Raw genomic sequence first — 22,636 nt, forward strand, 5'->3', positions numbered from 1 at the left:
GGGAAATCCAATCATGAACCATGGCAGCTTTTTCCGCCCCCGTTCCGGCGCCAACCGTCCGGGTACGCAGCAACCCCAGGCCCTGCCGGGCATGAAGCGCTTCCGCGCTGACCTGCGCGGCGCGCTGATGGCTTCGGTCGCCGGGCTGGCGGCGCCGACGCCCAAGATGGCCAATCGCCGCAATCGCCGCGCCGGCCGCACCGCCATCGCCGTCGGCACCACGCTGGGCGCCTACATCGTCTCGTCCCTGCTGTCGGCGGCGCACGCCAACCCCACCGGCGGCACGGTCACGGTGGGCCAAGCCGTCATCGACGCGTCCAAGCCCAACACCCTGACCATCACCCAGGGTACCGACAAGGCCGCCATCAACTGGCAGTCCTTCAGCATCGGCGCCGGTGAAAAGGTCGACTTCCTGCAGCCGTCCAGCAGCAGCGTCATCCTGAACCGGGTCATCGGCAACGACCCGTCCAGCATCTTCGGCCAGCTGACCGCCAACGGCACGGTCATGCTGGTCAACCCCAACGGCGTCGTCTTCGGCGCCGGGTCGCGGGTGGACGTGGGCAGCCTGGTGGCCACCACCGCCAACATCAGCGACGCCGACTTCCTGGCCGGCCGGTACGCCTTCAACCAGGCCTCGGCCAACCCCAACGCCGCCATCGTCAACGCCGGCGACATCACCATCAAGGACAGCGGCCTGGCCGCCTTGGTGGCGCCCAGCGTGCGAAACTCCGGCGTCATCCACGCCAGGCTGGGTCGCGTGGCCCTGGGCGGCGCCCAGACCTTCACCCTGGACTTCCAGGGCGACGGCCTGCTGAGCTTTGACGCCAGCTCCGCCGTCACCGCCCTGCCCCACAACGCCGACGGCACGCCCGCCCAGGCGCTGGTGGTCAATTCCGGCCAGATCGCGGCCGAGGGCGGCACCATCGAGCTGTCGGCCCGCGCCGTGAAGGGCGTGATCGACCACGTCATCAACACCGACGGCGTGCTGGTCGCCACCAGCGTCAGCGCCAAGAACGGCAAGATCGTGCTGTCGGGCGGCGACAGCGGCACCGTCGCCGTCAACGGCACCCTGAACGCCAGCGGCAAGGACGCGGGCCAGACGGGTGGCACCGTCATCGCCACGGGCGCCGACGTGGCCGTGGCGACGGGCGCCGTGGTTGACGCCAGCGGCGACGCCGGCGGCGGCCACATTGCCATCGGCAGCGACGGCACCGGCACGACGCTGGATACGGCCAAGTCCCTGTCGCAGAGCGTCAGCCTGGCGGCGGGCGCCACCCTGAACGCCGACGCCGTGACCAGCGGCAACGGCGGCCGCGTCAGCCTGTTGTCAGAGGACAGCACCCTGTTCTCCGGCACCATCAGCGCCAAGGGCGGGGCCCGAGGCGGTGACGGCGGCTTCACCGAGGTGTCCAGCCACAACGGCGTGGCGCTGGCGGGTGACGTCAGCCTGCAGGCACCTAAGGGTAAGACCGGCACCCTGCTGCTGGACCCCACCACGCTGACCATCACCAGCGGCACCAGCGGCAGCGGCAGCCAGGACAGCGCCATCAGCGGCGGCACCCTGGCCTCAACCGCCTCGGACGTGGGCCTCAACACCGTGTCCTCGGGCAAGATCGTCGCCCTGACCGCAACCAGCGACGTCGTGCTGCAGGCCAGCGGCCTGATCACCGTGGGCAACCTCGGCACCGTCAACCTGGGCAGCGGCCACAGCCTGACCCTGCAGTCCACCGCCACCGGCGGCATCACCTTCACCAACCCGTCCACCACCGAGATCGTGGCCAGCGGCGGCGGCAACATCACCCTGCAGTCGCTGGGCATCGGCAGCACGATCACCAACGTCGCCAAGCTGACCAGCGACACCGGCGTCATCACCATCACGGCCAACGGCAATGTCACGCTGGCCAACACCCTCACCGGCAGCGGCGTGGGAATCACGTCGGTGGTGGGTTCCATCACCAACGTCGGCGCCCCGAACCTGATCACCGGCAGCGGCAGCGGCGTCATCCTGTCCGCCCAGGGCGGCAGCATCGGCACGGCCACCTCCACCATCAGCACCCACACCCTGGGCCTGGGCCTGGAAACAGGCGGCAGCCTGTACGTCACCAACGACCAGACTTTGCTCGTCCTGGCACTGAGCGCCACGCACGCCCATCCGGGCGTCATCAACACCTATCAGCTGACCTCCCCCGGCCTGACGTTCGACGCCACCGACACGGGCAGCCTGAACCTCAACACGCTACAGCAGTCGTCGACCCTGTACGCGCAGGTCAGCACGGACCATGACGCGATCGTTGGCAACGTCAACGTCACCAGCAGCGGCGTCTTCTCCCTGACCTCCACCGGCGGCAACATCCTGGCCGGTGCCGGCAACACCGGCGCCACGCCCATCACCGCCGCGTCCGTCCAGCTGACGGCGCAGGGGACCACCGGCCTCAATGGCGCCGTGGGCAGCAGCGCCTCGCCCCTGCAGACCGACACCGGCATCCTGCGCGCCAGCGCCGGCTCGGGCGGCATTTATGTCGGCAATGGCAGCACCCTGGCGCTGCAGAGCGCCGTCGCCAGCGGCACGGTGAACGTCGCCACCGCCGGCACCCTGACCGTCGGCGCCGTCGCCGGCGGCACGGTGACGCTGGCCAGCACGGGCGGCGCCATCCTGGACGACGCCGACGCCACCACCAGCATCAGCGCCAACAGCCTGAACCTGAGTGCCTCCACCGGCGTCGGCACGCATGGCGGCGCGCTCATCAGCAACGCCGCGACCGTCCAGGCCACGACGAATACCGGCGGCGTCTTCCTGAACCTGACCAACGCCGTCGTCACCACCCTCGCCAACGTCAGCGCCGGGGCGGGCGCCGTCGAGGTCGCCACCGCCACCAACACGGTCGCCACCACGGTTTCATCCGGCGGCGGCTCGGGCGACGACATCACCATTACGGTGACGGGCGGCGCCCTGGCGGTGAACACCATCAACGCCGGCGCCTCCGGCAACGTCACGCTGACCACCACCTTGGGCGGCAACAATGGCGACGGTATCGTCGCCATGGGCAGCGGGTCGCTGATCACCGGCCGGAACCTGGTGCTGAGCACCTCGTCCTACAGCTATGTCCAGCTGTACACGGCGGTGCAGAAGGTGTCCGGCACGTCCGGCACCGGCATCACCATCGAGCAGAGGACCGGCGACCTGACGGTGGGCGACCTGGCCACCACCTACGTCCCCAGTTCCAGCGGCAACCCGCTGTCCCAGCCGACCTACGCCAAGATCAAGATCCTGGCGGACGACGGCAGCGTCACCGTCGCCGGCACCGTGAAGTCCCTGGGCAGCACCGCCTACACGGGATCGGTGGAAATCCAAGCCAGCGGCGCCATCCTGGCGGACAGTGGCGTCACCACCGCCATCACCTCCGACAGCGTGGAGCTGGAGGCCGGCCAGAACGTCGGCACCACCGCCTCGCATGTCAAGACCAACACGACGGAACTCTATGTCTCCGCCGTTGGCGACATCTATCTGGACAACGCGGTGGCCTTCACCGAACTGTCCATCGACGATCAGCACACCTCGGCCGGCGTGATCAACACGGTGGCCGTCACCGCCCCTTACCTGACCTTCGGCATCAGCGACGACGGGTCCAAGTTCACGCTGACCAACATCGTCGGCACCACCATCGACAGCCTGAGCTTCGCCAGCGATGAAACGCTGGTGCTGGGCCATGTCCAGGGCGCCGCGGACAGCAACATCAGCCTGCGGGCCTACGATGGCGACATCCTGGACGACGGCAACAGCCAGACCCGCGTCACCGGCTATTACGTCGCCCTGCAGGCCGACAGCGGCAAGCTGGGCACGTCTGCCAGCCCGCTGAACATCAATGCCCCCCGACTGGTGCTGACGACCGAGGGCGACCTCTACGCCAGCGACATCGCCGACCTGACGACCCTGTCGCTGACCACCAATCACCGCACCAACGGCAGCGTGAACACCTATCAGCTGACGGCGCCGTCGCTGGTGTTCAACATGACGGACAGCACCAGCGGCACGTCCATCAACACCCTGACCGACGTCACGGGCCTGTCCGCCACCTACGTCAACGACCGTACGACCACCCTGGGCGACATCAACGTCACGCGGTCGGGCTCGCTGAACCTGACGGCCCAGTACGGCAGCATCCTGGATGACGCCAACACCGCGACCCAGGCCCTGGCCGGCAGCATCACCCTGACCGCCACCTGGACGGCCGGCGGCCTGGGCACCGCCGCCAACCCGCTGCAGTTGGCGACCGGGGACCTGAAGGTGGCCGCCAATTCGGGCGGCACCTACGCCCAGATCTCCATGCCCGTCAACTCCACCACCAACGTGGTGAAGCTGAGCACGGGCAACTTCAACAGCGGCACCATGATGGTGGAAGCGCTGCAGGGCGACCTGGCGCTGGGCACCATCACCACGACGGGCCAGTCCGTCACCCTGAAGGCCGACGCCGGTTCCATCACCAATCCCAACACCAGCAGCAGCAGCACCCCCAGCTACAGCACGCTGACGGTGGGCAGCGGCGGCACCGTCAGCCTGACCGCGTCGGGTGCCATCGGCGGCAGCACCGCCCCCATCCTGATCAGCGCCTCGGGCGGCACACTGAACGCCACGGCCACCGCCGGCGATGTCTACGTCACCAACGCCGGCGCCCTGAAGCTGGGCGCCATCAGCGCCAGCGGCACGGTGGGTGTCACCGCCACCTCCGGCAGCCTGACCGACGACGGCGACGGCACCACCACCGTCGCCGGCACCACCGTCGCCCTGACCGCCGCGTCCGGCAGCGCCGGCACGTCGGCCAGCCCACTCAGCGTCGCCACCGCCAACCTTGCCGTCACCGCACAGGGCAGCATCCAGGTGGCCGACAGCGCCGCCCTGTCCAACCTGACCCTGGCCAGCACCAGCACCAGCGCCGGCAACAGCTTCTCCGTCGGCGCCGCCAACCTGACCGGCTTCGCGCTGAGCGACAGCGGCAGCCTGTACACCCTGACCCAGCTGACCAGCACCTCCGCGCTGAACTTCACCTTCACCGGCGGCCACGCCATCACCGTCCTGGGTCCGGTGAACGGCAACGCCGGCACCGCCAATTACGGCATCAGCACCGACGGCGGCGCGGTGGCCCTGGCCTCCACTGCCGGCAACGTCACCATCGGCAGCATCACGACCGGTGGCGGGGCGGCGACCATCACCAGCGGCGCCGGCGGCGCGCTGACCGTCACCAGCCTGGCCACGGGCGGCGGCGCGGCGGCGCTGACCGCGGGCGGCGTCCTGACCGTCACCGGCCTCACCACCACGGGTGGCGCCGCCACCCTGACGTCCGGCACCACGGCCGCCCTGTCGGGCGTGGACACGGGCAACGGCGCGCTGGGCATCACGGTGGGCAGCGGCGACTTCACCGTCGGCGCCCTGGCCGCCAGCAGCGTCTCGATCAACGCCAAGGCCGGCAACATCAAGGACGACGGCGACAGCACCACCAAGATCACGGCCGGCACCGTCTCGCTGACCTCCGGCACCGGTTCCATCGGCGTGGCCGGAACCAGCGACAGCGACACGTCCAAGTGGATCGCCCTGTCGGGCACCACCAACCTGACGCTCAGCGCCCCCACCAACATGTATGTGGTGGATGACCACGCGCTGACGGCGCTGGCGTTGAGCTTCACCGGCAACAACAGCGCCGGCATCTTCAAGCTGACCGCCCCCACCCAGACCTACATCATCTCCAGCGCCAGCGGCACGCTGAGCGTCAACCGCGCGGGCGCCACCTCCGGCGGCACCGGTGATTTGAGCACCTTCAGCCTCTACGCCCGCGAAAGCGTGAACGTCGGCACCGTTTCGGCGACGGACAGCATCTCGGTCACCACCGACAACACCACGGCCAACATCGGCTTCCTCAGCGGCTTCGGCGGCTTGATTTCCGCCAATGGCACCGTCAACCTGACGACCAAGAACGCCAACGCCAGCAACGGCAACATCGGTACCAGCACCAACTCGGTGTCGATCGAATCCACCACGCTGAACATCGATTCCGTGGGCGCGATCTATGTCGACGACGCCGGTCTCGCCAACCTGTCCATCATCAGCCGGCACGCGTCGTCGTCGGATAACGACAACAATATCAAGGTCACCGGCTTCTTCCTGCAGAGCTCGGGCCTGATCGTCGGCGACGGCGCCACCCAGTCGCTGGCCAACGGCAGCGTCTTCGCCGCCAAGAACGGCTCGCCGGCGCTGAACTTCAGCTACACGACCGACCGGGCGATCGCGGTGATGAACAACATCACCGGCAACACCGTCTCGCTGACCTCCACCGGCGGGTCCATCACCGGCTCATCCGGCAAGACCATCACCGCCGGCTCGGTCAGCCTGTCGGCCCTGGCCAAGGACGCGTCCGTCGGCACGTCCAGCCAGGCCGTCGGCGTCAGCACCGCCAACCTGTCCATCGCCTCGGCCGGCAGCATGTATGTCGCCGACAGCGCCGCGCTGTCGTCCCTGACGCTGAATTCCACGCTGACGCAGAGCGGCACCCCGTCCGCCGGCTTCGGCATCACCGCCAGCAACATCACCGACAGCATCACCTACAGCAACAGCGGGCCCTACGGCCTGCAGATCGGCACCTTCACGGCCAACACCGGCAACGTCGCGCTGAGCGTCACGTCCAACCAGCTGATCACCGTCGGGACCATCAACACCGGCACGGGCACCGGCGCCGCCGTCACGCTGACCACCACCGGTGCCATCCAGGCCGCCACCAGTTCCTCGCGCATCACCACGGGCGCGCTGACGCTGAACACCACGGGCGTCAGCATCTACAACGACGGCATCGATCCCTTCCTGACCACGGCCAGCAGCCTGGCCGGCACCATCCAGACCATCGACCCCACCAGCCAGACCGTCACCGGTGGCAGCATCAATCTGTCGAACACGGGCGACCTGGCGCTGGGCGCCCTGACCGTGGGCGACACGGCCAAGATCACCACCAGCGGCGCCATCACCAGCGGCGGCGGCACCGTGTCCGCCCCCATCGTGACCATCAAGGCCACCGGCGGATCCATCGGCACCAGCGGCGCCCACCTGAGCATCGACAGCCGGACCCTGTCTCTGGATTCCGGCAATGACATTTATGTCGATGGCCGGTCGGACCTGTACGCCCTGAACGTGACCGACCGTCACGCCACGGCGCGGGCCAACACCCTGGCCATCACCGCCCCGCACCTGGTGTTCACCGTCACCGACACCGGCAGCCAGTTCAATATCGTCAACGTCGCCGACACCAGCGGCATCGACTTCACCTTCACCGGCGACAAGAACATCCAGATCGGCACCGTGAACGGCCAGGTGGGCCGCACGGTGGGCGTCACCTCCACCAGCGGCAGCCTGACGGACAACGGCGCCGTGATGCTGACGGGTGATGAGATCGATCTGGCCGCCACCGGGTCCATCGGCACGGCCGGCGCGCATATCAAGACCACCGCCCTGACGTTGAACGTCCGCACCGGCGCCAACCTCTACATCGACAACGCCACGGATCTGTCCGCCCTGTCGGTGGAAACCACCCAGGCTGCCGCCACCGGCGGCGTCTTCTCCATCACCTCGGGCGGCGCCTTCGGCTCGGCCACGCCGACCCTGACCTTCTCGGGCGGCGACGACGGCACCTACACCCACTTCGACCTGGTGACCGACAGCACCGGCATCAACTTCAGCGGCACGGCCGAACACAGCCTGAAGATCGGCACCATCGACACGCGCGCCGCGGGTATGCTGGCCGGCGGCCTGGTAACGCTGTTCAGCGACCAGAGCATCCTGGCCATCGACGGCACCAACCGGATCACCGCGGCGGAGACGTCGCTGACCACCTGGAACGGCGGCGGATCCGTCGGCAGCGGCGCCACGGCGCTGAACCTGTCCACCCCGCTGCTGGACATGGACACCAGCGGCAGCGTCTATCTGAATTCCGATACCCACATCGACACGCTGGACCTCTACACCCGCCACCCCACGTCCAACGCCAGCGCCTACAGCATCACCTCCCCCGGCCTGACCTTCGGGATGAGCGACGGCGGCACCGGCGCCAGCCTGACCAACATCGTCGACACCACCGGCCTGGCGCTGACCGTCACCAGCGACGCCACCCTGACCGTGGGCACCGTCAACCTGGGTACGGCCGGCACCCTGGCGCTGCACACCACCAGCGGCGACATCAAGGGTGACGGCAACGGCACCACCGGCGTGACTGCCGCGACCCTGTCGCTGGTGTCGGACAGCGGCGCCATCGGCACCTCCGGCGCGGGCAACGAGATCGACGCCCAGGTCAATACCCTGACGGCGAACGCCCAGAGCGGCGCCGTCAACCTCGGCTTCTCCGCCTCCGCCGCGTTGAAGGGTCTGACCGCCGGCGGCGACGTCGTGCTGAACAACAGCGTGGGCGACATCGCGCTGGGCACCATTGAGCTGAACGGCCACAACCTGACCGTCGACAACGAGGGTGGCTCCATCCTCAGCGGCACGCTGAACGATACCGCCACGGTGACGCTGATCGCCCAGGGGTCCATCGGCAACGTCAGCGCCATTACCACCTCGTCCAACGGCGCCGCCACCACCCTGAACCTGACCGCCCACGCCACCAACGGCGCTGCGGGCAGCGTCAATGTCAGCGAAAGCAACGGCAACCTGGTCGCCAGCAGCATCCTGGCCCCGGGGGGCGTGACACTGACCGCCACCGATGGCGGCATCACCGTCGGCACCATCAACGCTGGCACCGCCGCGGTCAGCCTGACGGCCGGTGACGGCGACATCCTGGCCATCAACGGCAGTAACCTGACCACCGCCGGCAGCGTCACGCTGGTGACGGACAGCGGCAGCGGTCATTCCATCGGCGGTGGAACCGGCGGCGTTCTGATTGTGTCCACGCCGGTCCTGTCGCTGACCAATACCAAAGACATTTACCTCAACGACAACACCACGCTTAGCAAGCTGACGCTGGACCGCACCGGCGACTACACCGGTGGCGGCACCATCCAGCTGAGCGTCCCCGGCTTCACGGCCGCCTGGGTCGACAGCACCACAACCCTGAACCTTACCTACCTGGCGCAGTCCGGTCTGGACCTGACGTTGCGGACCAACCACAACGTCGCCGTCGGCACGATCAACCTCGGCAGCACCGGCAAGCTGGACCTGGAGGTCGACCCGGCATCGGGCAACGGCGCCATCACGGCGACCAGCGGCAGTTCCTCCATCACCGCCGGCAGCCTGACGCTGGAGGTCTCGTCGGAGAGCAGCATCGACGGCAGCAGCATCGGCAGCTCCGGCACCCTGCTGAAGGTCTCGGCCACCGACTTCACCGCCAGCGCGGGCCAGGGTGGCATCTACATTGCGCCCACGTCCAACATCAACCTGTCGAACGTTACCTCGGGCGGCGCGCTGACCGTCTCCACCACCTCGGCGGTCGACATCACGCTGGGCAGCGTTTCCTACGGCAACGGCCAGGCCCTGACCGTCACCACCGCCGGCGCCATTCTGGGCGGCGGCGGTGTGCTGCAAGGCGGCAGCCCCAACACCGTCGGCGGCTACGGCGCCATCAACCTGACGGCCGGCACCGGCATCGGCGGCGTGAACGCGCCCTTGCAAATCTCCGCCACCAACAACGCGGTCAATGCCACCGTCACCGGTACCGGCGATATCGTCATCAACAGCCAGGGCCAGATGCTGGGTGGTCTCACCACCGCCACCCATGATGGCCAGATCGTCATCACCTCCGCCGGTTCCCTGCTGCTGAACGGCGCCACCTCGTCCACCGACAACTCCGGCGACGGCATCTCCGTCACCGTCAGCAGCGGCAACCTGACGCTGGGCGGTGCCATCACGGCCGGGGCCACCCAGGGCAACATCACCCTGACCGCCAACAGCGGCAGCATCCTGGCGAGCAACGCGCCCACCGTCAGCAACGAGGTCAGCGCCTTCTCCGTCACCGCTGACGCCACCACGGGCCTGGGCGGCTCGGGCAAGGGCCTGAACCTGGTGGGCCAGCGGGTGAACGCCCTGACGCAGGGTGGCACCATCTACCTGTCGCCGCAGGCCACCACCACCCTGGCCTACGTCTCTTCCGGTGGCGGCGCCGTCAACATCGTCGGCAACGGCGGCCTTTACCTGGGTAACGTTCTCTCGAGCGGCGGCAACATCACCGTCTCGGGCAATACCGGCACCACCGTCTACGCCGGCAACGTCAACGCCGGCAGCGGCAATGTCACCATCGTCGCCAGCTCCAGCGGCGGCGCCATCCTGGACGACGGTCTGGACCTGACCCGCATCGTCGGAAACACCGTCTCGCTGAGCGGCGCCACCGGCGTCGGCACGTCCACCCGCGCCGTCCAGACCACCGCCAACAGCCTGACCCTGGTCGACAACGCCGGCGGCGCCGGCATCTATGTCGATGACAGCAACACCAGCGGCGTCATCATCACCAGTTCCACCGCCGCCGGCGGCAACACCGTGATCACCACGGCGGGCCCGACCACGGTGGTCAGCGCCACCGCCACCTCCGCCACCGGCGGCGGCAACGACATCACCATCACGGCCGCCACCGGCAACCTGACCATCGGCGCCATCAGCACCAACACCGCCAGCCTGAACGGCGGCACGCTCACCCTGACGGCCACCAACGGCTCCATCCTGGCCCGCCCCGGCAGCGGCACCAACCTGACCGGCTACAACGCCAGCCTGTCGTCCAAGAGCGGCATCGGCACGCTGACCGATTTCGCCAGCGGCGCCGGCGCCCCCATCGTCACCGCCGTGACCAACCTGACGTCGCTGTCGGCCACCGACGCCGGTTCCATCATCAACGTCAAGCAGACGGGCAACCTGACCCTGGGCACCGGCACCAATGTGACCCTGGGCACCAACGGCTCCGTCTACCTGCAGGCCACCGGCAACATCAACGCCAGCAGCGGCCTGCCCAATGTGGGCACGGGCAACCTGGCCCTGCTGGCCGGGGGCACGCTGACCCTGCCCTCGGCCGGCGTCAGCACCCAGGGCGACCTGTACCTGAAGGGTGTCACCGACGTCATCGCCACCGGCGCCACCCCGCGCGCCCTGACCATCACCGCCGACAGCCTGAAATTCATCAGCGGCGCCGCCGGCGGCAGTGTCAGCCTGACCACCACGGTGGGCGCGCTGGACGCCGAGCTGACCGGCACCACCACCGCCGCCAACCTGACGGTCGGCAACACCGGCGCCCTGTCGGGCCTGACGCTCAGCACCGCCAAGGGCAACATCACCTTCACCAACGACGTCGGCTTCACCACGACCTCGGTCACCGCCAGCGGCACCACGCCGACCGTCAGCCTGACGGCCAGCACCGGCGACCTGACCGTGGGCAGCAGCGGCATCAGCGCCGGCGCCACCGGCACCGTCAACCTGATCGCGACCACCGGCGCCCTGGCGGGCGAAGGCGGCAACGCCGTCACCGCGGGCACGCTGAACCTGACCAGCCTGAAGGCCATCGGCAGTGCTTCGCAGTCGCTTAGCGCCACCGCCGCCACCCTGTCGGCCACTGTGACCGGCACGGTCCTGGCCAACGGCGCCGGCGACTACGGCATCTACCTGTCCGCCCCCGGCACCCTGTCGCTGGCGGGCCTGACCACGGCCGATGGCGTCGTCTCCATCACCGGCGGGGGGGCGGGCACCACGCTGACCTCCACCGGCGGCATCACCGCCGGCAACGGTCACGCCATCACGCTGAGCAACGGCGGCGGCGCGATCAGCGTCAGCGGCACCATGACTGGCGCCAGCCTGGACGCCACGGCCACGACCATCAGCGTCGGCGCCATGACCACCAGCGGCACCCAGAACTATACCGGCAACACCACCATCACCGGCGACCTGACGGCCAGCGCTGTCACCGTCACCGGCAACCTGACCCTGGGCGGCACCGGCGCCCGCACCATCGACACCCACGCCAGCAACGGCGACATCGACATCACCGGCACGGTGACCGGTGCTAGCCATGACCTGACCCTGACGGCCGGCACGGGCGCCATCACCCTGGGCGGGGCCGCCAGCGGCATGGGGGCCCTGTCTGCCACCGGCGCCACCATCGCCACCAACGGCGTCGCCGGCACGGGCAACCAGAGCTACACCGGCGCCACCACCCTGGGCGGCACCTACAGCACCGGCAGCGGCACCTTCACCGTAACGGGCGCCGCCACGCTGGGCGGCGACACGTCCGTCACCACCACCAATGTCGCGGTGGGCTTCACCTCCACCGTCGATGGCGGTCACAACCTGACCATCGGCAGCGGCACCGGGGCCGTCACCCTGACCGGCGCCGTCGGCGGCACCACGCGTGTGGGCGCCCTGACCGTCAACTCCACGGGCACCACCACTTTCACCAGCGCCGTGAAGGCCGGCAGCGTGACCACCAACGCCGGCGGCACCGTCGTCCTGACGGCCGGCACCGTGGACGCCACCGGCATCATCAGCCTGGGCGACGCGTTGGTGCTGGTCACCGACACCACGCTGACGGGCAGCACCGTCACGCTGGGCGGTACCGTCAACGGCGCCCATGGCCTGACCGTGACCGGCAACGCCGTGATCAACGGCGGCATCGGCAGCACCACCAATCTCACCAGCGTGTCTGTCAGCGGCACCACCACCCTGAGCGCCAACGTCATCACCACCGGCACCCAGACCTATACCGGCGCCACCACCCTGGGCGCCAACACCACCCTGACCGGCGCCACCATCGGCTTCGGCGGCACCCTGGACGGGGCCAAGACCCTGGCCGTCACCGGTAACGCAGTCTTCAGCGGCGCCGTGGGCGGCGCCACGGGCCTGGCCAGCCTGTCCGTCAGCGGCACCAGCAGTCTGTCGGGCGACGTCACCACCACCGGTGCCCAGGCCTACACCGGCGCCGTCACCTTGGTGAACGACACCACCCTGACCGGCACCACCGTCACCCTGACCAACGGCGCCAACGGCACCACCACCGACACCCAGTCGCTGTCCGTCGTCGGCAATCTGGGCACCAGCGGGGCCTTCGGTTCCACCACCCACCTGAAGAACCTGTCGATCAGCGGCACCGCCAGCCTGACCGGCACCACCACCACCGGCGGCACCCAGACCTACGGCGGGGCCGTCACCTTGGCCGGCGACACCACGCTGGCCGGCACCACCATCACGCTGAACAGCACGGTCAACGGCGCCCACAGCCTGACCATCACCGGCGACGCCGTCATCGCAGGCACCATCGGCGGCACCACGGCCCTGACCAGCCTGTCGGTCAGCGGGGCCAGCACCCTCAGCGCCGCCACCATCACCACGACCGGCACGCAGACCTACACCGGGGCCGTCACCTTGGCGCGCAGCACCGGCGCCACCGTCCTGAACACCACCAACAGCAACGTCCTGTTCAGCGGCACGGTGGACGGCAATGGCGACGTGGTGTCGGGCAGCGATGGCCTGACCATCAACGCCGGCACCGGCAACGTCACCTTCAGCAGCACCATCGGTGCCACCACCCGCGCCGGTTCCCTGCAGTTCTACAGCGCCGGCGCCACCAGCTTCGGCGGCGCCATCAAGGCGGGCTCCGTCTACACCGACGGCGTCGGCACCCTGGCGCTGAACACCGGCAGTGTCGACACCACAGGGTCCCAGGCCTATGGCGAGGCGCTGACCCTGACCGCCGACACCACGCTGAAGGGCAGCAATATCACCCTGAGCGGCACGGTCGATGGCGCGCACAGCCTGACCATCACCGGCAATGCCACCGTGAGCGGCATCATCGGCGGCACCACCGCCCTGAGCAGCCTGTCGGTCAGCGGTACCGGCACACTGTCGAAGAACATCACCACCACCGGTACCCAGACCTACACCGGGGCCGTCACCCTGGGCGCCAACGACATCCTGACCGGCAGCACCGTCGCCTTCGGCGGCACGGTCAACGGCGGCCGCACCCTGGCCATAACCGGCAACGCCACCTTCGCCGATACCGTCGGCGCCACCAACGCCCTGACCAGCCTGTCCGTCAGCGGCACGTCCGGCCTGAACGGCGGCAGCATCCGGACCACGGGCGGCCAGACCTACACCGGGGCGGCCACCCTGGGCGCCGACACCACCCTGACCAGCGCCGGCAACGGCACCGTCGCCTTCGGCGGTACGGTGGATGGCGCCCACGGCCTGACCATCGCCAACGGCAGCACGGGCAACACCACCTTCGGCGGCGCCGTGGGCGGCACTGCTGCCCTGTCCAGCCTGTCCGTCAGTGGCACCAGCAGCCTGCCCGGCGCCATCACCACCACCGGCAACCAGACCTACACCGGCCTGGCCACCCTGTCGGCGGCCATCACCACCCTGGCCGGCGGCACCGTTACCCTGACCGGCGGCGCCGACGGCACCACCGCGGACCAGCAGTCGCTGACCATCACCGGCAACCTGGTGACCGGCGCTCTGGGCGCCAACCACCGCCTGAACAACGTTTCCGTCAGCGGCGCCGAGACCCTGTCAGGCAACGTCACCACCGCCGGCACTCAGACCTACACCGGCGACGTCAGCCTGGGCGCCAACGCCACCCTGACCGGCACCACCGTCACCTTCAGCGGCACCCTGAATGGCGCCCACGCCCTGGCCGTCGTCGGCAATGCCGACTTCAGCGGCGTCATCGGCGGCACCGCCACCCTGACCAGCCTGTCCGTCAGCGGCGCCAGCAGCCTGTCGGGCGACGTCACCACCACCGGCACCCAGACCTACACCGGCGCGGTCACCATCGCCGGTGACACCATCCTGACCGGCACCACCGTCACCCTGACCAACGGCGCCAACGGCACCACCGCCGATCAGCAGTCCCTGTCCATCGTCGGCAATCTGGGCACCAGTGGGGCCTTTGGCGCAGTCACCCGTCTGAAGAACCTGTCGGTCAGCGGCACCGCCAGCCTGACCGGCACCACCACCACGGCCGGCACCCAGACCTATGGTGGCGCGGTCACTCTGGCGGGCGACACCACCCTGACGGGCAGCACCGTAACCTTTAGCGGCACGGTCAATGGCGGGCATGTCTTGTCCATCATCGGCAATGCAGGCTTCGGCGGCGTTATCGGCGCCACCAACGCCCTGACCAGCCTATCGGTCAGTGGCGCCAGCAGCCTGTCGGGCAACGTCACCACCACCGGCACACAGACCTACACCGGGGCGGCCACCCTGACCGGCGCCGCCATCCTTACCACCAGCAATGGCGCGGTCGGCTTCGGCGGCACCCTTGACGGCAACAAGGCCCTGACCATCCAGGCGGGTTCCGGCAACGTCACCTTCGGTGGCGCCGTCGGCGGCACCACCACCCTCGGCACGCTGACCGTGAATTCCAGCGGAGCCACCGCATTCAACGGCGCGGTCAAGGCCGTCAACGTCGCCACCGACAGCGCCGGCACCCTGTCGCTGGGCACCGGTTCGCTGGAAGCCCAGGGCACCTTGACGCTGGGTGAGGCCTTCAACCTGACCAGCGACACGGTGCTGAAGGCCACTACCGTCACGCTGAGCGGGGCCGTCAACGGCGCCCACAGCCTGACCATCACCGGCAACGGCGTCCTGAACGGCGCCATCGGCGGCACCACTGCCCTGACCAGCCTGTCGGTAAGCGGCACCGGCAGCCTGGGTGGCGGCGCCATCCACACCACCGGCACCCAAACCTACACCGGTGCCGTCACCTTGACGGCCGATGACGTGCTGACCGGGGGCACCATCGCCTTGGGCAGCACGGTCAACGGCGCGCACGCCTTGACCATCACCGGCAACGCCACCTTCGCCGGTGCCGTGGGCGCGACCAACGCGCTGACCAGCCTGTCGGTAAGCGGCACCAGCGGCCTGAACGGCGGCGGCGTCCGGACGACGGGCGGCCAGACCTACACCAGCGCCGCCACCTTGGGTGCCGATACCGCCCTGACCACCACCAACGGCGCGGTCACCTTCGCCGGCACGCTGGATGGGGCCCAGGCCCTGACCATCACCGCCGGTAGCGGCACCGTCACCTTCACCAGGGCCGTAGGCGGCACCACCCGCCTGGGCGCCCTGACGGTCAACAACAGCGGCACCCTGGCGATCAACGCCGCCGTCAAGGCCGCCAGCCTGACCACCGACCTGGGCGGCGGCGTCACCCTGGCCGGTGGCAGCGTCGATACCACGGGCGCCCAGGCCTATGGCGAGGCCGTGACCCTGGCCGCCGACACCACCCTGAAGGCTACCAGCGTCACCCTGAACGGCACGGTCGACGGCGCACACAGCCTGACCGTCACCGGCGACGCCGCCTTCAACGAGACCGTTGGCGCCACCACCGCGCTGACCAGCGTATCGGTCAGCGGCGATACCATCGTGAACGGTGGCGTCATCAAGACCACCGGCACCCAGGGCTACACCGGCACCGTCCTGCTGGGCGGCAACGCCACCCTGACCGGCAGCACCGTCACCTTCACCGGCACCCTGGACGGGCTGGCCAGCCTGGCCGTCACCGGCAACGCCGTCTTCGGCGGCGCCGTCGGCGGCACCACCGCCCTGACCGGCCTGTCGGTCACCGGCACCAGCGCGCTGAACGGCGGCGCCATCACCACCACGGGGGCGCAGAGTTACACCGGGGCCGCCACCCTGGGCGCCGACACCACCCTGGCCACCACCAACGGCGCCGTCACCTTCGGCGGCACGCTGGATGGCGCCCACGCCCTGACGCTGACCACCGGCACCGGCAACGTCACGCTGACTGGCGTGGTCGGCGGCACCACCCGCCTGGGCGACCTGACGGTCACCAGCGGCGGCGCCACCACCTTCACCAGCGCCGTCAAGGCCGCCAGCGTCACCACCAACGCCGCCGGCACCCTGGCCATCAACGGCGGCAGCGTCGACACCACCGGCGCCCAGACCTACGGCGAGGCCCTGCCGCTCAGCACCGACACCGTGCTGAAGGGCACCACCGTCACCCTCAACGGCACGGTGAACAACAACCAGGCCCTGACCATCACCGGCAACGCCGTGCTGAACGGCGCCGTTGGCGGCATCAGTTTCCTGACCAGCCTGTCCGTCAGCGGCACGACCGCCATCAACGGCGGCAGCGTCGGCACCTGGGGCGCGCAGACCTACTCCGGCGCCACCACCCTGGGCGCCAACACCACCCTGACGGCCAGCAGTGCCGGCTTCGGCGGCACCCTGGACGGCGCCAAGACCCTGGTCATCACCGGTGACGCCAGCTTCGGCGGTTCGGTGGGCGGCACCACCGCCTTGGCCAGCCTGTCGGTCGGCGGCGCCAGCGCGCTGAACGGCGGCGCCGTCACCACCACCGGCACCCAGACCTACAGCGGCGACATCACCCTGGGCGCCGACACCACCCTGGCCACCACCAACAACGCCGTCATCGTCACGGGCCTGGTGGATGGCGCCCACGCCCTGACCATCAGCACCGGTAGCGGCAACGTCATTCTGGGCAACGCCGTGGGCGGCACCACCCGCCTGGGCGCCCTGACCATCACCGGCAGCGGCACCGCCACCCTCGGCGCGATGGTCAAGGCCACCAGCCTGACCACCGACGCCGGCGGCGCCACCGACCTGTTCGGCAACGTCGACACCATGGGCGCTCAGACCTACAACGACGCCGTCGTCGTGGGCGTGGACACCACCCTGAAGGCCACGACCGTCACGCTGAACGGCACGGTCGACGGCACGCATGCCCTGACCGTCACCGGCAACGCCGTGCTGAACGGCGCGGTGGGCGCGACCCATGCCCTGGGCAGCCTGTCGGTCAGCGGCACCACCGCCCTGAACGGCGGCGGCATCAAGACCACGGGTGGCCAGACCTACAGCGGGGCCGCCACCCTGGGCGCCGACACCACCCTGACCACCACCAACGCCGCCGTCACCTTCGCCGGCACGCTGGATGGAGCCCAGGCCCTGACCATCACCGCCGGCAGCGGCACCGTCACCTTCACCGGTACCGTGGGCGGCACCGCCCGCCTGGGCGCCCTGACGGTCAACAACAGCGGCACCTTGGCGATCAACGCCGCCGTCAAGGCCGCCAGCCTGACCACCGACCTGGGCGGCGGCGTGACCCTGGCCGGCGGCAGTGTCGACACCACGGGCGCCCAAGCCTATGGCGAGGCCGTGACCCTGGCCGCCGACACCACCCTGAAGGCCACCAGCGTCATCCTGAACGGCACGGTCGACGGCACGCATGCCCTGACCGTCACCGGGGACGCCGCCTTCAACGAGACCGCCGGCGCCGTCACCGCGCTCACCTCCGTCTCGGTCAGCGGCGACACCATCGTGAACGGCGGCGGCATCAAGACCACCGGCACCCAGGGCTATACCGGTGCCGTCCTGCTGGGTGGCAACGCCGCCCTGACCGGCAGCACCGTCACCTTCACCGGCACCCTGGACGGGCTGGCCAGCCTGGCCGTCACCGGCAACGCCGTCTTCGGCGGTGCCGTCGGCGGCACCACCACCCTGACCGGCCTGACCGTCAGCGGCACCAGCGCGCTGAACGGCGGCGCCATCACCACCACGGGGGCGCAGAGTTACACCGGGGCCACCACCCTGGGCGCCGACACCACCCTGGCCACTACCAACGGCGCCGTCACCTTCGCCGGCACGCTGGACGGCGCCCACGCCCTGACGCTGACCACGGGCACCGGCAACGTCACGCTGACCGGCGTGGTGGGCGGCACCACCCGCCTGGGCGACCTGACGGTCACCAGCGGCGGCGCCACCACCTTCGGCGCCGCCGTCAAGGCCACCAGCGTCACCACCAACGCCGCCGGCACCCTGGCCATCAACGGCGGCAGCGTCGACACCACCGGCGCTCAGACCTACGGCGAGGCCCTGCCGCTCAGCACCGACACCGTGCTGAAGGGCACCACCGTCACCCTCAACGGCACGGTTGACGGCGCGCATGCCCTGACCATCACCGGCGACGCGGTGCTGAACGCGGGTGTCGGCCTCACCACCAAGCTGACCACCCTGACGGTCAGCGGCGACACCCTGCTGAACGGCCACAACGTCCGCACCGCCGGCGTGCAAAACTACCAGGGCGCCGTCGTCCTGGGCGGGGCCGCCACGCTGGCCGGCGACACCGTGACCTTCGGCGGCACGCTGGACGGCGCCTACATCCTGGCCGTCAATGCCAACGGCGTGTTCAACGGCGTCGTGGGCGGCACCACCGCCCTGTCCCGCCTGTCGGTCAACATCGGCACCGCCACCCTGAACAGCGGCGCCGTCACCACCAGCGGTGCGCAGAGCTACAACGTCGCCGCCGTCCTGGGGGCCGACACCACGTTGGTCACGACCGATGGCGGCTCCATCGGCTTCGGCACGCTGGATGGGGCCCATGCCCTGACCATCAACGCCGGCAGCGGCAACGTCTTCCTCACCAAGGCCGTGGGCGGCACCACACGCCTGGGCGCCCTGACCGTCACCGGCAGCGGCACCACCACCGTCACCAGCACGGTCGCCGCCGCCAGCGTCACCACCGGAACCGCCCTGGTGCTCAACGGCGGCAGCGTCGACACCACGGGCGCCCAGACCTACGGCGGCACCGTCACCCTGGGCGCCGATACCGTCCTGACCGGCAGCACCGTCACCCTGTCCGGCGCGCTGGACGCCCAGACGGCCGGCGGCCAGTCCCTGGCCATCGTCGGCAACGCCGTGATGGACCAGGCGGTGGGCGGCACCACGGCGCTGAGCAACGTCCGTGTCAGCGGCACCACCCTGTTCGGCGACCCGTCGGTCACCACCACCGGCGACCAGACCTATGCCGGCGCCGTCACTTTGGGCGCCGGCACCACCCTGACCAGCACGGCCGGCACCATCACCCTGGCAGCCGGCGCCAATGGCGTCGCTGCCGGTGGCCAGTCGCTGATCCTGGTGGGCAACACCGTGCTGACCGGCGCCTTCGGCGGTACCACAGCCCTGAATGCCCTGTCGGTCACCGGCACCGCGGCCCTGAACGGCAGCGTGACCACGGCCGGCGCGCAGACCTACGACGGCGCCGTCACCCTGGCGGGTGACACCCGCCTGGGCAGCGGCGGGGCGGTCGCCTTCACCGGCACCGTGGACGGCACCCAGGCGCTGACCATCACCGCCGGCACCGCCGATGTCACCTTCACCGGTGCGGTGGGCGGCACCACCCGCCTGGGCAACCTGAACGTCACCACGGGCGGGGCCACCACCTTCACCGGCGCGGTTACGGCGGCCAGCGTCACCACCGACGCCGCCGGCACGCTGGCGATCAACGGCGGCAGCATCGACACCACCGGCATCCAGAGCTATGGCGAGCGGGCGGTCATGGGCGGCACCACCGTCCTGAGCGGCAGCCTGGTCATCCTGGCCGCCGGCGCCGGCGCGACGGCCAGCCTGGAGGGGACGCCCGCGCTGACCATCCAGGGTGACGCCAGCCTGACGGGCGACATCGGCGCCAACGCCGCCTTCGCCAGCCTGACCGTGACCGGCGCCACCACCCTGAACGGTGGCGCCATCCGCGCCGGCCAGCAGACCTACACCGGCCTGGTAAGCGTGGCCGGCGGCAGCGTGCTGTCGGCCGATACCGGCATCACCCTGGGCACTGGCGCCAACGGCGTCGGCGACCTGACCGTCAGCACCACGGGCGGCGATATCGCCCTGGGGACCCTGGCCCTGACCGGCACCACCACAGTCACCAGCAACGGCGGTCGGGTACAGGCGGGCACCGTCGCCACCACGGCCTTGTCCATCACCACCAGCGGCGGCGACATCGCGTTTACCGGCCCCGCCACCCTCGCGGGTGACAGCACCCTCAGCACCGGTCACGGCGCCGTGACCTTCGCCGCGCTGAACAACGGCGGCGCGCTGGTGGTCAACGCCGCCGGCGGCGACGTCACCTTCGCCGGCGCCATCGGCGGCGTGGGCGGCACGCTGGGCACCCTGGCGGTCAACACCAGCGGCGCCACCACCTTCGACGGTACCGTACGGGCCACGTCGGTGACCACTGACGCCCCGGGCTCGCTGTTCCTCAACGGCGGCAGTGTCACCACCACCGGTTCGCAGACCTTTGGCGAGCGCGCGGTGCTGGGGGCGGACACGGTGCTGACCGGCACCACCATCACCCTGTCGCAAGGGGCCGATGCCAAGACCGCCGGCGGCCAGGGCCTGACCGTGGCCGGCACGCTGGTCGCCGACGGTGCGCTGGGCGGCACCACCGCGCTGCGCCAGGTGTCGGTGACCGGCCCGGCCACGCTGACCAACGCGTCCGTCACCACCACCGGCGACCAGGCCTACAGCGGCGCCCTGACCCTGGGCAGCGACACGGTCCTGACCGGTGGCACCCTGACCCTGACGGGCGGCGTCGACGGCGCCCAGGCGTTGACCCTGGCGGGCAACGCCATCCTCAGCGGCGCCATCGGCGCCAACCAGGCGCTGAAGAGCCTGTCGGTCAACGGCAGCAGCGGCCTGAACGGCGGCAACATCGTCACCACCGGCGCGCAGACCTACGCCGGCGCTGTGTCGGTGGCCGCCGATCAGAGCCTGACCAGCACCGGCGCCTCGCTGGTGTTCGGCGGCACGGTGGACAGCGCCAGCCGGGCCGCCCTGAACCTGGTGGCGGGCGACGCCATCCAGGCGTCGGGTGCCGTCGGCGGCACCGGTCCGCTGGGTGCGCTGACCCTGTCGGCCAAGGGCAAGGCCACCTTCGCCCAGGCGGTGAGGGTGAGCAGCCTGATCGAAACGGCGGCGGGCGACGTCACCACCTTCCACGGCACCCTGGTGGCGGACGGCAACGGCGGCCTGCAACTGGCGGGCAACGGCTTCGTCTTCGACCAGGCGGTCTCGGCCACCGGCAGCGCCATCGCGCTGAACGACACCAAGGCCGACGGGGCGATCCGCTTCGCCAGTGCCGCCAACGTGTCGGCGGCGGCGGGCTTCGCCCAGACGGGCGGCGCCAGCTTCCTGCTGCCGGCCACCATCACCGTCACCAGCGGCCCCATCACCTTCGCCACGGTGGCGACGCTGCCGGCCGGCACCGCCAGCATCACCACCAACGGCGACATCACCATGGTGGGCCTGCAGGGCCCGACCACGGCCCTGACCATGGCGTCGGGCACGGGGGCGCAACGCATCGGCATCGCCAACGGCCTGCCCACGCAGACCATCGTCGTCGCCAGCCTGAAGGTGCCCACGGCCGCCTCCGCCAAGATGTACGGCACAGTGGCGTCCAAGCAGCAGTCGCTGGCGGCCGGCGCCATCGACAGCCCGCTGAAGGGGGCGCCGTGGTTCATCAACGACACGCCCTGGGGCCCGACCGACACGGTCAGCACCGTGGCGGCGACGGTGGTGGCCAAGGTGCCGGTGCCCAGCACGCCGGGTGTCACCGCGCTGTTCACCGGCACGGTGTCCAACACCGGCATCACGCCGGACGCCCTGTCCGCCTACGTCTCGCCGCAGGTGCTGTCGGCCGGCGGCAACAGCGTGGTGGGCGTCAGCGCCCAACCGTCGGTGCTGACCACCTCCGGCACCACTCCGACCCCGGCCGGTGTCAGCGCCCCCTCCACACCGCTGACGACGACCGGTACCACCGAGGAAAACACCCCCCGCTGAGGTCCGGGTGGCGTGGGCGATCCCGCGCCACCCCCT

At 70.3% G+C, this 22,636-nt stretch carries 1 protein-coding gene; it reads left to right on the forward strand.

What is annotated here, in order from left to right; translation table 11 throughout:
* The first annotated feature begins 13 nt into the window (after positions 1-13).
* Positions 14-22,600 carry a filamentous hemagglutinin N-terminal domain-containing protein gene (locus Y958_RS32100; RefSeq protein ID WP_088875610.1) on the forward strand — a complete coding sequence of 7,529 codons (22,587 nt, stop codon included), beginning with the start codon at positions 14-16 and terminating at the stop codon, positions 22,598-22,600.
* Positions 22,601-22,636: the final 36 nt, after the last annotated feature.

The sequence above is a fragment of the Nitrospirillum viridazoti CBAmc genome, assembly GCF_000730165.1.
GTDB lineage: Bacteria > Pseudomonadota > Alphaproteobacteria > Azospirillales > Azospirillaceae > Nitrospirillum > Nitrospirillum viridazoti.

Bases quoted from the DNA above. Each gene is read 5' to 3' on its own strand.
- Y958_RS32100 (WP_088875610.1), top strand. From the start codon at position 14: ATGAACCATGGCAGCTTTTTCCGCCCCCGTTCCGGCGCCAACCGTCCG.